Origin of the sequence: Phocaeicola faecium, from assembly GCF_014837055.1 — a bacterium.
GTDB lineage: Bacteria > Bacteroidota > Bacteroidia > Bacteroidales > Bacteroidaceae > Phocaeicola > Phocaeicola gallinarum.
In genome coordinates, this window is record NZ_JACSPQ010000006.1 from 153,175 (window position 1) to 168,933 (window position 15,759).

Annotated in this window: 8 protein-coding genes; all 8 read right to left on the reverse strand. The window is 46.7% G+C overall.

The annotated features are described in order from the left end of the window. Positions 1–9: 9 nt before the first annotated feature. Positions 10–1,458, reverse strand: a complete 1,449-nt coding sequence (locus H9626_RS08180; protein ID WP_191710171.1) for a DUF5114 domain-containing protein — start codon at positions 1,456–1,458, stop codon at positions 10–12. A gap of 18 nt (positions 1,459–1,476) precedes the next feature. Continuing rightward, the gene (locus H9626_RS08185; RefSeq protein WP_178257297.1) at positions 1,477–3,048 is read right to left on the reverse strand and encodes a RagB/SusD family nutrient uptake outer membrane protein; all 1,572 of its coding nucleotides are present in this window, start codon (positions 3,046–3,048) and stop codon (positions 1,477–1,479) included. A gap of 19 nt (positions 3,049–3,067) precedes the next feature. Continuing rightward, a complete protein-coding gene (locus H9626_RS08190; protein WP_191710172.1) occupies positions 3,068–6,040 on the reverse strand; it encodes a SusC/RagA family TonB-linked outer membrane protein in 2,973 nt (990 codons plus the stop codon). Between the two features lie 114 nt (positions 6,041–6,154). Further along, positions 6,155–9,988, reverse strand: coding sequence for a hybrid sensor histidine kinase/response regulator transcription factor (locus tag H9626_RS08195; protein WP_225230929.1), 3,834 nt, complete (start codon positions 9,986–9,988; stop codon positions 6,155–6,157). Positions 9,989–10,121: 133 nt separating this feature from the next. Continuing rightward, on the reverse strand, positions 10,122–12,542 hold the full coding sequence (locus H9626_RS08200; RefSeq protein WP_191710174.1) for a glycoside hydrolase family 2 TIM barrel-domain containing protein: 2,421 nt from the start codon (positions 12,540–12,542) through the stop codon (positions 10,122–10,124). Beyond that, the gene (locus tag H9626_RS08205; RefSeq protein WP_191710175.1) at positions 12,539–13,327 is read right to left on the reverse strand and encodes a metal ABC transporter ATP-binding protein; all 789 of its coding nucleotides are present in this window, start codon (positions 13,325–13,327) and stop codon (positions 12,539–12,541) included. The genes H9626_RS08200 and H9626_RS08205 overlap by 4 nt, the downstream gene beginning before the upstream one ends. Before the next feature lie 7 nt (positions 13,328–13,334). Beyond that, positions 13,335–14,183 (reverse strand): metal ABC transporter solute-binding protein, Zn/Mn family, encoded by an 849-nt coding sequence (locus H9626_RS08210; RefSeq protein ID WP_191710176.1) that lies wholly within the window; start codon positions 14,181–14,183, stop codon positions 13,335–13,337. A gap of 281 nt (positions 14,184–14,464) precedes the next feature. Next, positions 14,465–15,694, reverse strand: coding sequence for a glycoside hydrolase family 27 protein (locus tag H9626_RS08215; protein ID WP_178256521.1), 1,230 nt, complete (start codon positions 15,692–15,694; stop codon positions 14,465–14,467). Positions 15,695–15,759: the final 65 nt, after the last annotated feature.

Below are 15,759 nucleotides of genomic sequence, written 5' to 3' on the forward strand. Positions count from 1 at the left end.
TTTCGTTTTTTAGTTTGCTGTGTAATTCCAAGTCATGTTAGTAAGGTCGACGGTAAGGGTAACCGCTCCGGTTCCGTCGAACCATATATTCCATTTGTCGTCTTGTGAAGACAGTTGCGAGTTTTCATCCGGGTCGCATCCATACCATACCGAGTTCGTCCGGTCTACGATGTTGATTTGGTCTCTTACTTCTCCGGAATAAGTGCCTGTGTACACACCGCTTTCGCTGCCGGTAGGATAGAGTGTAGTCAGGATGACTTCGGAACCGGTGGAATAAGAAACCACGTCGAGCGATTCGGGAAGCGTGATGGGAGTCTCTTCACCGGAGTCTCCTCCGCCCGGCAGTTCGGCTGCTCCTGCCTCTACGCTGACCGTGCAGTTTGTCGGGTCATACAGATTCAGTCGGACGGTACATTCTCCTGCCTGCGGCACATCAACCGTAATGTTTCCGGCAGTTTCGGCTAATGCGACATGCTCTCCATCGGCGGCAAACGCAATGCCGGTGGCTGTGCCCGAGCCGTCTCCGGTTTCCACATTATACTGTTCTCCCTGCCCGTTGATGGTTATCGTGCGGCTTCCGGCAGCGTCGGCAGTAAATGTGGCAACCCATTGGTTTGTGGTTTGGTCTAATGTAAGGTCGATGCTTTCGCTTGTCAGTCCGCTGACAGAGAGCGAGCTGATATGAAGCGCACTCCATTGCGCTGCCTGCGTATCGATGATAACGTAGTAACATCCTGCCGTTCCGGGGAACCACATATTCTGAAGCGAGTTGTTCGCATCGTCGGTAAGGTGGAACGCTCCTTCGCTTCCCGATGTTCCCCATATCGAGCCGTCGCCTTCCTTGAACAGAATGTGATACCACGCTGTGGGGATGGCAATAAACCCGTGATAAATACCGTCGGCATCCGGAGAATGGAAGGTAACTCCGGTTTCTCCCAAGTTCTCGGTCTGGTCGTTCGACAAGAGAACGATGCCCGTATTCATATCCATCTCATACGGCGTAACACTGACGCTTACCACGTTGCTGTATGCCGCAGGAATGTTGATTCCGGTAGTTCCCGCCAAGCGGAAATAAATGGTGTTCGCCTGTCCGTTGGTAGCTCCAATCTGGCTTGCCAGTGAGTTTAATTCAAGTCCGGTAAAAGCGATGGAAAGTCCGGTTGCTTCGGTTTGGTAAACAGAAGCCGTGAAATCTTCAGACAGCGATGCTTCCACGTAATTGGTAACTGTGGTAGTTGTTCCTACCGACGAATCACTTAGCTGGATGGTTTGTTCAGTCCAAGCCAGCGACAATACGATATTTTGAGCCAAGTCAGCATTCAGTTCAACCTTGTCGGCAGTAGCCATCAGCTCATTGCCTTCTAAACTTTGCAAGTATATTTTGTCGCCGTCTTTCTCGCAAGCCGAAAAGGAGAGCAAGGCAAGCAGCGTGACAAACAGACTTTTTATAGTTTTCATACCAAAAGAGTTTAAGCGTTAATAGTTTTCATTATATAAGTTCGGGTTGGCTGTGAGTTCGGTAGACGGGATGGGGTAGATGTTATAGCGGTCGTCTACGCCTGTACCAGCCTGCGTTCCTCCTTTCCATTCCCATACATACGTATTGGTGGTAAAGCGGTTAAAGCGAATCAAGTCCGTACGGCGCGTACCTTCCCAGTAAAGCTCGCGCAAACGTTCGGCAAGGAAGAAGATGCAACCGTCGTTGGTCATGGCTGCCCAATTCGGGATAGGTTCTGCACCTACACGGTCTCGCAGTTCGTTTACAAACCGGTATGCCTGATCCATGCTGCCTCCTTGTCCGCCGCGTGCCGTAGCCTCGGCATACATCAGATACACATCAGCCAATCGGAATAAAGGGAAGTCGGTATTCACACCGGATTGTGCCGTATTGGATGCCGTTTCTCCGGCGTCGGTAACGTTCGACCATTTGGTAACTACCCATCCTTCCCCCTCGTTGGTCATGTCGGAAATCTCCTGTGTCTGTCCGTCGGTAATAAACATGCCCCTGTTGTCGTTATTGAATTGGGCAGAAGCGGCACCGCGCATTCGCATGGAACCCCAACCGCTGGCAACTCCGACCGAATTCTGTGCCATGCTGGTGGGTACGGCTCCGCATACCACGTATGTGGAAGCGCCCCATGAAACAGTGGTAGTAGCATCTACGGGAAGCGTAAAGATGATTTCGTTCGTACGCTGGTCGTTATCGGCATTAAACAGCTTACTGTAATCCTGCTCCAACGTATAACCTTGTTCGATGGCATGGTTACAAGCCGTGATACATTCGGTATATCGTGCCTCGCCGATATAAGTTTCGGCGTTCAGATACATTCTTGCCAGCAGCGTATAAGCCGCTCCTTGCGAAGCCCGTCCGTAAGGACATTCGTCGCGGTTCAGCAAATCGCCTTCGTCTCCGGTAATGTCATTTAACTCCGATTCGATAAATTCGAATATTTGTTGGGCTGTATAACGCGGAGGAATGTAGCTGCCCACAGGGTCGTTTTCAGAAACAAACGGAATGTTACGGAAGAAATCAAGCGCATGATAATAGAACAAGGCACGGAGGAAACGCGCTTCGGCACGGTAAGTGCGCAGCGTAGCCTGTTCTTCTCCGCTGAATGAAGCTATGGCATCATCCGTAGCGTGGCGTAGAAACTCATTGCAAAGCGCAATGTTATAATAGATGCGGTAATACATATCGGATACCCATACATCGGTGGCATCCCATGAAAGGTTGCTGATGTCGGTCAGTGTTTCGCCCGACAGCCATGTGTAGGCAACCTCGTCAGTACCTACTTCCTGCAGGTTAAAGTAACAACGCATGTAATCAAACCCTTTGTTGCTTGAAAGGTCTTCACTGCCGCTCTGCTCCTGTCCGGTAGTGACCATCGCCGTATATATTTTAGCTAATACCTGATAATAACTGTCTACGCTGTTATAAATGTTTTCGGAAGTAGTTTCAGTATGTGGAAACTGATCCAAATCTCCTACACAAGAAGGAGTAAGGAGGCATCCGCAGCAAATCAATGCTGTATATAATATTCGTTTCATGGTTTTATGGAATTGAGGGTTAGAAATTAAGTCCGATGTTCAAAGAGTAAGTACGCGGACGCGGATAGAACGTATTGTCTACACCATTCGGTACTTCCGGATCTACGCCACTGTACTTGGTGATGCAGAATACGTTTTGAACCATCGCACTGACGTTGAGATTGCATCCTTTGAAGATTTCTCCGAAGTTATACCCCAATGTCAGATTATCCATTTTCAGGAACGATGCATTCTCAACATAATAATCAGACAGATGCTGGCGGGTCTGGAATCCGGTTTCCAGATAGCTGGTTGAAAGATTGTTCAACTGGTAAGCGTTGTAACTCATCGTTTCAAAAGCTCCGGTAGTCATTGCCATTCCATTGTAAACATAGTTGCCTATATTGGCACGGAAGCTCATCCCCAGATTCCATTTCTTCCATTGTAATGAAGTGCTTAATCCCATAATAAAATCGGGGGCAGGAGAGTGGTAGCGGTACAAATCACCTTCGTTAATCATACCGTCATTATTCAAATCGGCATAAGCTCCCTCAATGGGTTTCCCGGTATTTGCATCGTATAGCTGTTTGTACACATAAAACATATACGGTTCATATCCTTCCGACAGTGTTTGTACATACTGCCCGTCTACAGTCGGTCCTACACTCGTATTGGTGGCCTGTCCACCCTCTACGATAGACAGGTTTTTGACTTTCATTTGCTGCCAAGTCATGTTGAAACTTACATTCCACGTAAGGTCTTTGGTTTGAATAGGCGTTGCATTTACTGACAGTTCGATACCCTGACTGTCTACGTTACCCACATTGGTCGTAATGTTACGGTCGAACGTAGAACCGGCAGCAGCAGGAACAGTGGCAATCAAGTCTTTGGTTTTACGTGTATAATAATCGAAGCTACCGGTGATTCGGTCTTCCAAGAATCCGAAATCAAAACCAAAGTTCCACGACGTAGTGGTTTCCCATTTCAAGTCGGATACATAAGCCTCCGGACGATATGTGTAAATGGGAGTACCTCCTACAATACCCTGTGCCCCGTCTTGGCTGATGGTATAAATCGGCAAATAGTTATAGTTCCTGATACCGTCTTGCTGACCGGTGACACCGTAGCTTGCGCGCAGTTTCAAGGTGCTCAATACTTGTTGGTCTTTCATGAATGACTCTTCGGTAACCCTCCATCCCAACGCTACGGAAGGGAAAGTACCCCAGCGCTGAGGCTTGGCAAAACGAGAAGTAGCATCCCGTCGTACAGTTGCAGTCAGCATATAGCGTGAACCGTAAGAATAGTTCAAACGTCCGTAGTATGAAAGCAATACATGACGCTGGTCGGAAGCGCGGTATTGAGTCTGTACATCTCCTGCTGCATTCATTTGCGCTGTTGCCGGAGTGGTGGATTTCCAATACTGGTAATCGTATCCGACTGTGGCATCGAAACTGCTGTTAATGGCATCCACCATCTTGTTATAGTTGGCATATAAGGTAAGCAGTCTGTTTTCATTCTTTTGCGGTCCGTAAGGATAGTAATAACCGCCTGTTGTGTAATATTGAGCAGCTTCGGGAGCAACATATTCCGAGCCCTTACCTTCTGCATAATCATATCCCAATGTAGCGTGGAGTTTTAAATCAGGTAAAAAATGTACCCGATAATCTACATCGAAATTACCGATAAAGCGCACTACCTTACTGTGAGCGTCCCGCTGTTCCAATAATCCCAACGGATTCAACACGCCACCCGTTACAGGGTTTCCATCGCCGGTTATAGCTTCGGTAAATCCTCCGAATTCATCGTTCCCCGAATAGACAGGTATGGTAGGATTCATGGTTGAGGCTCCCCAAATAGCCGAGGTATTGGCAAACTGGTTTTTGTTGAGTGAACCTTTAGCATTCAGAGTAAGTTTCAGATGGTCATCGAAGAAAGAAGGAGAAAGCGAAATACTTCCCGTAAAGCGGTTTGCGTTATCTGTTTTAAGCAGACCGTCTTGGTTGTAATAACCTACAGATACGCGGACAGGCCAGTTGGGGGCAATCCGTCCTGCCAGACTCAAGTTGTTATCCGTACCGAACGCATTGTGATAAACATAGTCATTCCAATCGGTATGAGCCGTACCCAGCAGGGCTTTTTGTGCTGCACTTCCCTGCGTGTTTACTACGTTGACAAACTGGTCATAGCTCAGCATGTCTGCCATTCTCGTGCGAGTCTGGATGGAATTGGTGGTGCTGAATGTGACTTTCAGCTTATCCGAGTTCCCTTTTTTGGTTGTAATGATAATGACACCGTTAGAAGCGCGCGAACCATAGATAGCCGTTGAGGAAGCATCCTTCAGGATGGTCATGCTTTCAATGTCGTTCGGGTTAATCAGACTGAGGAAGTTTCCATCGTTTCCGCTGATACCTCCTTGTTCCAAAGGCACACCGTCTAACACGATAAGCGGGTCGTTGCTGGCATTCAGTGAAGCTCCGCCACGTACACGGATGGTACTTCCTGCCGTGGGCGAACCACTGTTCGACATAATCTGTACACCGGAGATTTTTCCGTTGATGAGTTGCTCCGGCGAGCTGACAAGACCGGTGTTGAAATCTTCGCTGGATACGTTGGTAACCGAACCGGTCAAATCACTTTTGCGTTGAGTTCCGTAACCGATAACCACCACGTCGCTCAACATTTCAGAGTCTGATTCCAGTCGGATGTTTAATACTTTATCAGATACATCAACCGTTTGGGTTTTATACCCGATGTACGAAAACTGAAGTTGTTTGCTTCCGGCGGGAAGTTCTACCGAATAGTTCCCATCAAAATCGGTGATTGTACCAATGGTAGTTCCTACCACCAGCACACTGACTCCAATAAGAGGTTCTTGATTCTCATCATCGATAACTTGTCCGGTGATGATTCGGTTTCCGCTTTGCTGTGCGGAAAGCGTGAATGTATTTCCACTTCCTATGATTAGCAGGGTGAGGAAAAATACCTTCAACAGAGTAAGAATGTTGTTTTTCATGTTGCGTATTATGTTTTTTTGTTCGCAGGCAAAGGTAGAATATGCCTTGCAGCCTCAAAGAAACATATCGGACATATAACAAAAGAAATTGGACAAGTGTTGTAAAACAGCTTTTTATGCTTCAGATGCATATTGTTTTGGAGTCTTTCCAAACACGCCTTGAAAACATTTGGAGAAGTAAGAGGCATTGGAGTAGCCCACCATATACATTACCTCCGATACGGTAAATTTCTTTTGTTGCAACAGCATGGCTGCTTTTTTCATGCGGATAGATTTGATATACTCTATCGGAGACATGCCGGTAAGTTGTTTCACCTTTCGGTAGATTTGTTTGCTTCCTATGCCGGAAAGATTGCAAAGCGCATTTACGTTCAAGTCGGAATCTGATATATGGTCTTCTATCAGTTGGGTAATGGTGATTAAAAACTTTTCGTCTTGCGAGGCTACCTCTTCCACAGGTTTGGGAGCAGCGATGTTTTCCATCCGCGCTTTTGTTTCGTAGGCTACTTTGTTATGCAGTAATTGAGAAACTTTGAAGTAAAGAATCTCTGCATCGAACGGTTTGCTTATGAAAGCATCGATCTGCGACTGTAAACTTTTCCGTTCTGTTTGCTTGTCATCTTTTGCTGTAAGCATGATGATGGGAATAACGGCGGTGGTCAGGTTCTTTTTTAAGATGCGGCTCATTTCAATACCGTCCATTACGGGCATTATTAAGTCTGAAATGATTAAATCGGGCTGTTGGCGTGCCACTACATCCAATCCTTCTTTTCCGTTTGAAGCGAAGATACACCTATATCCGTCTGCTAAGATGGTTTGAATAACGTCACGCATCTCCGGGTTGTCATCCACAATCAGTACCAGCGGTTTGGATGCGTTGTCGTCTGTTGTCTGTTGCGCGTCTGATTCTTCGGTTGCAGCGATTGGTTGATTGAGGGTCTTGTCAACGGGGAACGTCAGAGTAAAAGTCGTCCCTGCATGAACATCAGACGTTACATTTATTTTGCCATGATGTAGCTCTGTGTATGTTTTTACTAAATAAAGTCCGATGCCGGTTCCTTCGTATTGCTTCTTGGTACGTGGAGACTGGTAGAAACGTTGGAAAATATAAGGAAGTTCGTTTGCTGTGATGCCTATTCCCGTATCCGAAATCCGGATGTCAACTGTTTGCAAATCCTTGTCGTATTCGAGGGTTATGCCGATGCTTCCTCCTTGCGATGTGTATTTCGTGGCATTCGACAGGAGATTACCCAAGATGGATTTCAGCTTGATTACATCCATATCCATATACAGTGAGTCGGTGTTACACGAAATGTTCCATTGGTATTTTTCTTCCACATCTGCTTCTTTGTACGTGGTATAGATGTTTTTGATGAAAGATACCAGTTCGATACGCGACACGATGAGCAGTGAATCTTCTTTCCGGTTGATGCGGTTAAACTCAAGCAACTTGTGAATCAGATCGTTTAAGTTGACTGCATTCCGGTAAACGACCTCCAGCATAGATTTTTGCCGATGGTCTTTTACATCGACCAACAGTTTGCTTATCGGAGTAACGATCATGCTGACCGGAGTTTTCAGGTCATGCGAGATATTCGACAGGAAGTCCAGTTTCTGTTGCGTCTGTTCCAATATCTGACGTTTCTCTAATTGCTCCAGTTTCAGTCGGTTTTTTACGGTGAAGAAATTGATAATCCAACCTACCAGCCCACCGGCTATTAAAAAATAAGCGATTTTTGCCCACAAGGTTTGATACCACGGCGGAAGGATGGTGACCGACAGCATGGAAGCTGCCTCTTCCGTGTCTTCGGTGTGGCGTATCATCAGATTATACGTTCCGTAAGGAAGGTTGGTATAAAGGATGCGGTTCGAACGCTCATCTACCTGATGCCAATTCTTATCCAGTCCTTCGAGTTTATATACGAAAGTATTTTTCCTTATATTGGCATACGAATAGTCTGAGAACTCAAAAGCCAAGTTATTTTCATTGTGGCTTAACTCGACAGATGTGGCGTAGCGGATGCTTAACGCAGTATTTACTTTGTGATTGTTGGCAGATAGAGCCGTGAGATGGATGGGAGGAAACTTCTCTGTGGCATTGATGACAGCAGGCGTACAAAGCCCGATTCCATCGTAACCGCCCAAAAATACGCGGCGGTCGGTCTGGTCGTAATAAACGCAGGTAAATCTTTGGTCTCCGATGGGGATTCGGGAAACCTTGAAACTGTTTTTCCCGATGCTCCATAACCCTTTGGTGGTAGAAATCCAGATATTGTCTTCTACTTCGGTCATGGAAAGAATGTTGCAGTTTTCCTGATTGAGGTATATTTCTGTAACTGTATCTGTGGCGGGGTCGATGCGTAACACCTTATTGTGACAACCTGCCCAGAGGTAACCTTCGCTATCGTCCATCAGAAAGTCGGTACTTACCTCCTCGTTGGTTCTTGGGAGGCGGAAGGTCGTGAATTTTCCGGTTTTCGTGTCCAGCTTCTGAATACCGTTATTATATAGCATTATCCAGACATTGCCGTTATGGTCTGCCACTACCTGATTGATGAACATGCTTTTCAATCCGTCTTGAGTTGTATAGTTCTTATCGGCAATGCAGTAACCCGACGCAGAATGTAACAGTTTGTCTTTCCGGATAACGAATAATCCGCCTAAGCAGGTGCTTATCCACATATTTCCGTCATGGTCTTCAAACATATAGTATGCCCAGTTCGCATTGTAAGAGCGGGTGCGGTCTACTATCGTATAAGGAATGAATTGTTTCGAGGCTTCATCGTACCGTTCTATGCCACCGTCCGTTGCAATCCACAGATAACCTGTGCGGTCTTCGTAGATGTGGCGGATGCGGTTATGCGAAAGCGGATAGTCTTTTTTGCTCATCTTATACCAGCGCGTTTTCGGGTTGTGGTCTATTGAGCCTTGCTCAACAAACAGCAGTCCGTCTGTGCCACCCAGCCAATGGTTGCCTTTGCGGTCACGATAAACCGAGTAAAACAAGTTACCCTCGCCGCTGTTAGTCAGTTGCCAAATCGGGATAAAAAGGTAAGGATGCGTGTTGCGGGCAAGCGAAACCCCGTTGTCAGTGCCTAACCAAATGTTGGAATCTCTGTCAGAAAAAATACTCCACACGATGTTGTTCGACAGCGAGCGGTTGTTTCGTGAGTCATGAAACAAATGGGTATGCCGCCCAGTGGCAGGATTATAGATATATAACCCGTTATCTGTTCCTATCAACAGATTCTTGTCGGCATCAAATACTAATGATTTAACGGAATTATCTTGAAACAGCGAAATGCTTTCCGTCTGTCCGTATCTTAGCTTGTAACAGATTAACTCGCCTTCGGTTCCTATCCATAAACACTTGCGCTCTTTATCTTCCAGCATCGTATTGGCGAAGAAATTTTTCTCTCGGCGGGCGGCAGGGATGCCGATAAGGTAAAAATTGTTTCCCGTTTCATCCAGCCTGCAAAATCCGTCGTAAGTCCCGATGTATAGCTCACCTTCCGAAGTGTGTAGCAGCGAGTAAACCGCAGCGTGAGGGAGTTGACTGTTATGCGGAGTAAATGCTTTTAGTTCGCGGGTTTCGGAATTGTATCGGTAAAGTCCGTTCAATGTACCTATCCACAGGTTGTTTTCGTGGAAAACGAGGCTGCGCACATCGCCCGGAAAATCGACATCCGGAGTAAGATACCGGTCGGTGCGGTAATTGTAAACCAACAAGCCGTTATCTGTTCCGAGGAAGATGGAATCTCCCGCCGTTACGCCGCAATAAATCCGTACGTTGTTACTCTTTCCATATTCAAAGTGCGGCTGTAAATTATACCCGTCGTAACTGAACAGCCCCGCATTTGACCCCATCCAGATGAGCCCGCTTTTGTCTTGCAGGATGCAACCGATGGTCGAGGCATCGGTTTGCATCGGGAGGCGGTCTAATTGCATATATGACATTTGTTGAGCGCGTCCCGATACAGTAACCCAGAGGATGTATAGGATAAAAAATAGGTACTTTTTCATGCAACGGAGATAATAAGGTACGAACAAAGATATGAAATCTTGCCGAATCTTACAACACTTATTCTGCCGTCAGCACCACCTCAGTTCCTTTCAGCAGAGGCGAAGAGAAAGATACACGGATGGTTCCTTTTTCGCCCGTGGTCTGGATATACGCCAGCAAACGTCCGCGGAAAACCCGGTGGTGATTGTCGGTATAGTCGCTCATGTCACTGTTATTCGAGCCTTCCAATCCCAGCAGTCGGGCAGGACCTTCGATGCGGCAGGTGATGTCGTTGTCGCTGAGTTTCACCACCGTACCCTCTTTGTCTACTACCTCTACCGTGATGTGTGCAGTGGCTTTATTTGCCGAAAGATTACTGCGGTCTGCACGTGCCCGTAACGCATACGGATGCGTTGATGAACTTATGCGGTAGGACGAGGCAACACTACCGTTAGCGTTACACCCTTCTACCCATAGCGTTCCGGGGCGGTATGGAATGTCCCAAAAAATGATACCTGTCTTGTCATCGTAAGGCTTCATTTCGCCCACTTCTTTGCCGTCTAACAAGAGGCGGGCTTGTGGAGCATTGGTATAGCAAACTACGCGAATCAACTCGCCCGGTTCATAATTCCAAGTATCCCATGCGTCCATCGACAACCAGTTTTCTCCTTTACGGATGGGGTATGTACCAATATACGCCATCGGTTGTTCGCTCCACAGCGAGGCACGGAAATAACCACGCGGTTTCGGGAAACTGCCGAAGTCGAGCAGCCCGGTATATAGCCCGCGTGAAGGCCAGCGTCCGGCTTCGCCCAAATAATCCGTCCCCGTCCAGAGAAATTGGCCGAAGATGAAATCCTTATCACGAACGGCGTGCCAAGCCTCGATGCCCACACCTGTTTCGCTTCCATAGATAACGCGGTCGGGGTAGGTGGCGTGGTCGATGTCATATCGGTTTTCGGTATAGTTATACCCCACTACGTCTACAGCTTCCGGATATTCCGTTTGGTTCGACATGACCACGCCTGCCAAAGCTCCGGTAACAGGACGCGAGGTATCGACGGCACGTACACATGCGGCAAGTCGTTTGGCAATGACACCGATGCGCATTGCACTGGGAGCTTCAGGTTTGTATCCGCCGAACATGGGCTGATTAATGGTGGTTCCGTCCAGCACCGGATGTGAATACGGGTCGTTCGGGTAATCCACCTCATTGCCTATACTCCATAAGAAAACGCACGGATGGTTGCGGTCACGCCGTACCATGTCAGTCACGTCGCGCTCTATCCATTCTTCGAAAAAGTCGAAAGAGCCATCGTAACTTGGTTCGCCCACGTTCCATCCTTTTACCCATTTCCGTTTCGGGAACTCCCATTCGTCAGACGCCTCGTCCATCACTAAAAATCCCAGACGGTCGCATAAATCGTAGAGTACGGGAGCTTGCGGATTATGGCTCATACGGATAGCATTGACACCGATTGCTTTCAGGTTTGTAAGGCGACGTTCCCATACCTCCGGAGGAACTACCGCACCCAACACTCCCGCATCGTGATGCAGGCAAACCCCTTTCACCTTCATCCACTGCCCGTTCAGCGCAAAGCCCTTGTTGGCATCAAACTGAAGCGTACGCAGTCCGACATTTGTCTCGCAGCCATCAATACGTTCACCGTTGCGGTAGATTTCTGTTTTCAATGTATAAAGGTAAGGGTCGGTTAAGTTCCAGCGGTGTGGTTTCGGCACATTGAGCGAAACAGTCTGTTTGGTAATGCCTTTTGCATTGTCCGACAAGCGTGAACGGCGTTGGGCAACTTGTTTCCCCTCTGCATCGTATAAAGTAGCCGATACCTCCAGCCTTCCTTTTTCCGTTTCATGCTTTTCTACCTCCATGTCTACCGTTACGGTGGCACGCCGGTCGGTAATCGAAGCAGCTTGCCAAGCCACTCCCCACTGTGCGAAATGGGTTTGCGGAGCGGAAATCATCCAAACATCGCGGTAAATACCCGACCCCGTGTACCAGCGCGAATCGGCATACCGGCTGTGGTCTACGCGCACGGCTATTACGTTATCGCCTTCCTGCAAGTAAGGGGTAAGGTCGTATAGAAAAGAGATATACCCATTCGGACGTTTCCCTAACAGGTGTCCGTTCAAGTAAACCTCGCTTCGGTTATAAACGCCTTCAAAGTAGATATAGTGACGAGCCGCACGGTCTGTCACCGTGAAATGTTTACGATACCATCCGATGCCACCCGGAAGATACCCCGTACAGCTTGCCAGCGAAGGTGAGAGCTGTGCCTCGATAGACCAGTCGTGTGGCAGGTCAAGCCGGCGCCACTTCCCGTCATCATAATCGTTGCGCAGACTGAGTGAATCATCGGAAAGGCTGAACAGCCATCCGTCGTTGAACTTACGGGCATCGCCAAAAGAAACTTGCGCCCGTAGCGGCATCAGAGAAAGCATTGCGATAATGAGCAAAGCCGATGCAAAGAGTTTGTTTTTCATGCTTCTGTGTTTTTAAGGTTAGATGTATGGTTATGACATTTCAATACCCGGTGGGGCAGGTTGCCATGTCCTAATAAATCAATGGGACAACCGAAATGTTCTTCAATCCATTCGGTAGGGATTTCCGTGTCGGGATGATAATCCAACGTACCGTTTACACAAGCGATAGACTTTACGTTTTGAAGTACCGAACCAATGTCGTGGCTGACAAGGATAATTGCCCGCTCGCGGTTGATTTCTTCTAACAATGCATACAGTTTAGCCTCGAAACGCTTGTCGATATACGTGTTAGGTTCGTCGAGTATGATTACTTGAGGGTCGGACACCAATGCACGCCCCAGTAAAGCCCGCTGGAGCTGTCCGCCGCTAAGTTGCCCGATAGGACGTTCTTCCAGCCCTTCCAGCCCCATGCGTGAGATAATCCGGCGGACCTGTTCATGTTGTTCTTTAGTGAACGGCCGGAACAACGATTTCTGCTTGTTAAGTCCGGAAAGCACCACCTCGTACACAGAGATAGGAAATTTCTTGTCAATGGAATTGTATTGCGGCAGATATCCCATGCTGATTTCAGGGACTTTCTTTCCCTCCTGAAAGAAACACACCTCTCCGGTAGACGGTTTGAGCAGTCCGAGGATAACTTTCATCAGCGTAGTTTTTCCGCCTCCGTTCGGACCGATTACGCCTAAAAAGTCATACTCATAAACAGTCAAGTCAATTTGCTCCAATACCGTTTTGCGGTCGTATGCAGCAGAGATTCCGGTTAGTTGGATAATAGGTCGGTTCATGATTGAATTATTTAACTAATGCTTGAGCTACTCCTACCATTTCTTTTTCCCATTCGTAACTGAGTGGATTGATAGATACAGTCTGCGCTCCTAATTCTTTAGCGATGACCTGAGCATTCCGAGTGTCAAACTCCTGTTGGACGAAAATAATCCGCACGCCGGCATTTCGAGCCTTACGGATAAGCTGTTGCAACTGGGCAGGAGAAGGCTCTTTCCCTTCTTCTTCTATGCAGATCTGCGTCAGTCCATAATCGCGGGCGAAATAGGTCAACGCCGGATGATAAATAAGAAAAGCACTATCGGCTTGGGGTAACAAAGCCTTGATGGATTGGTCAGTGCGGTCGATACAAAGCATCACACTGTCTAATCGCGCCTGATAGTAAGAAGTATGTACTGTATCCAATTCGCATAAAGCCCGGCATATATTTCCGGCGATAACCCGCGCATTGCGAGTCGAATTCCAAATATGCGGTTCTATGGCAACTTTACTGTCGTGCGAGTGTCCTTGCATCAGTTCGACATTCTTTGAAGCATCAAAAACAAGCATATTAGGCACATTTGTTTTGATACGTTCCATCCATGCCTGTTCGAAACCGATATACCCGATACGCAAATAAGCTGCACTTTGGGAGAGCGCAATCAACTGTTGAGGAGTAGGGTCATACGTTTCAGGATTACTTCCCGCCGGCACCATGCTTACCACCTTATATTTATCTCCAGCAATAGCTTGTGTAAAAAATCGCAGAGGCTCGATAGTAACCGTCAGAACCGGTTTCTCGTCAGCCTGTTTCTGTTTGCTGTTACATGCCGTAAAACAAAGCAGACAGAGTATTATTATAGGTAAGAAGTATCTCATGCTTTAATGATTATATAAAATTTGTATTTGGGCAAAGATACATAAAACTTTCGGCTTTCTTTATATATCATTTATTGAAATCTTCTTGACCAGATAGCAAGTGCGCATGTTCTATTATTAAATAACGTCACTATATTTTATCATAAACATTTTGCACTTTTGTGTAAAAGTCATCAAAACGCAAGCCCATAAGTTCCTTAAAACATCCGTATGCGTTGCTTAACGCATACGGATGTTTTCACTATAAATGTTCAATGGTAGTTACTTTCCTATAAATGTATTTATTTCTCGGATAATCGTACCATAAGCACTCCGTGGGGAGGAATATCGCATACAGTATTTGCTTGGGTAGTACCGATGTTTTGATGTTTCCAAAGGTCGCGTATCGTATATTCTTTCTTATGAATATTCACTTGGTCGGCAAAGTAAATAGTTTGTTTGTGCCAGTCGTAGTTTAAATGCCATGTGGTTTCGGTACGATTCAAGAAGCAGACAGCAAGTTCACCGTTGGCAAGCGGTTTCGCCCAAATTTCTTTTTCTCCCATGTCCATAAAACGGCGTGCTTGTTGTCCCAATTTGTCTTGGTTGACAGATATGACTTCTTTGTTGGTTAGAATCTCTTTGGTTTCAGCATCCATTTTCCGTAAGTCATTGCCTGCCATTAAAGGAGTTGCTAACATACACCACATAGAAAAATGCGTAATGTATTCATCTTTTGTCATACCTCCGTTTCCGATCTCTAACATTTCAGCATCATTCCAATGTCCGGGACCGGCGTATGGATAAAGGTCTGCCATAATGTCTATGATATCTAATACACCGACACCACCCCAGTCGAATTTGCACTGGAAACAATCGCGAATGTCGGGAGTAACGCGCCACATGTGTCCGATACCTTTTCCCCATTTCCACGGTTGGTTTTCTCCCCATTCGCAGATACTGAAAACGATAGGACGACCACTTTGTTTGATTGCATCGCTCATTGTCTGATAAGCAGCTTGGGCGTTTTGACCTTCATTTGAGCACCAGTCATATTTTAAATAATCGATTCCCCATGCTGCATATTGGCGTGCGTCTTGGAATTGATACCCTCGGCTTCCCGGGCGGCCTTGACAAGTGTAAGAACCGGCACAGGAGTATATTCCTAATTTAAGTCCGCGTGAATGAATGTAATCTGCAAGTGCTTTCATGCCGTGAGGGAAATGTTTCGGATCGGGGATGATGTTGCCTGTCGAGTCACGTCCTACCTGCCAGCAATCATCAATGACGATGTATTCATATCCCGCGTCTTTCATGCCCGATTCAACCATTGCATCGGCCATTTCTTTTATCAAATCTTCACTGACATTGCAACCGAATTTATTCCAACTGTTCCATCCCATTGGAGGAGTTTGAGCTAACGAATTAAAAATGGAGTCTGGGATTGCCTTTTCTTCTCCGAAGAACATTTGTGCGTGTACATTGCATCCAAGTAATAAAGCTATTCCTATGATAAAAGTTTTTAGTTTCATATTTATTGATTTGAAGTTAGTGTGAGGTTTTAAAACAGCAACTGTATCCGCCAATTCAGATAAAA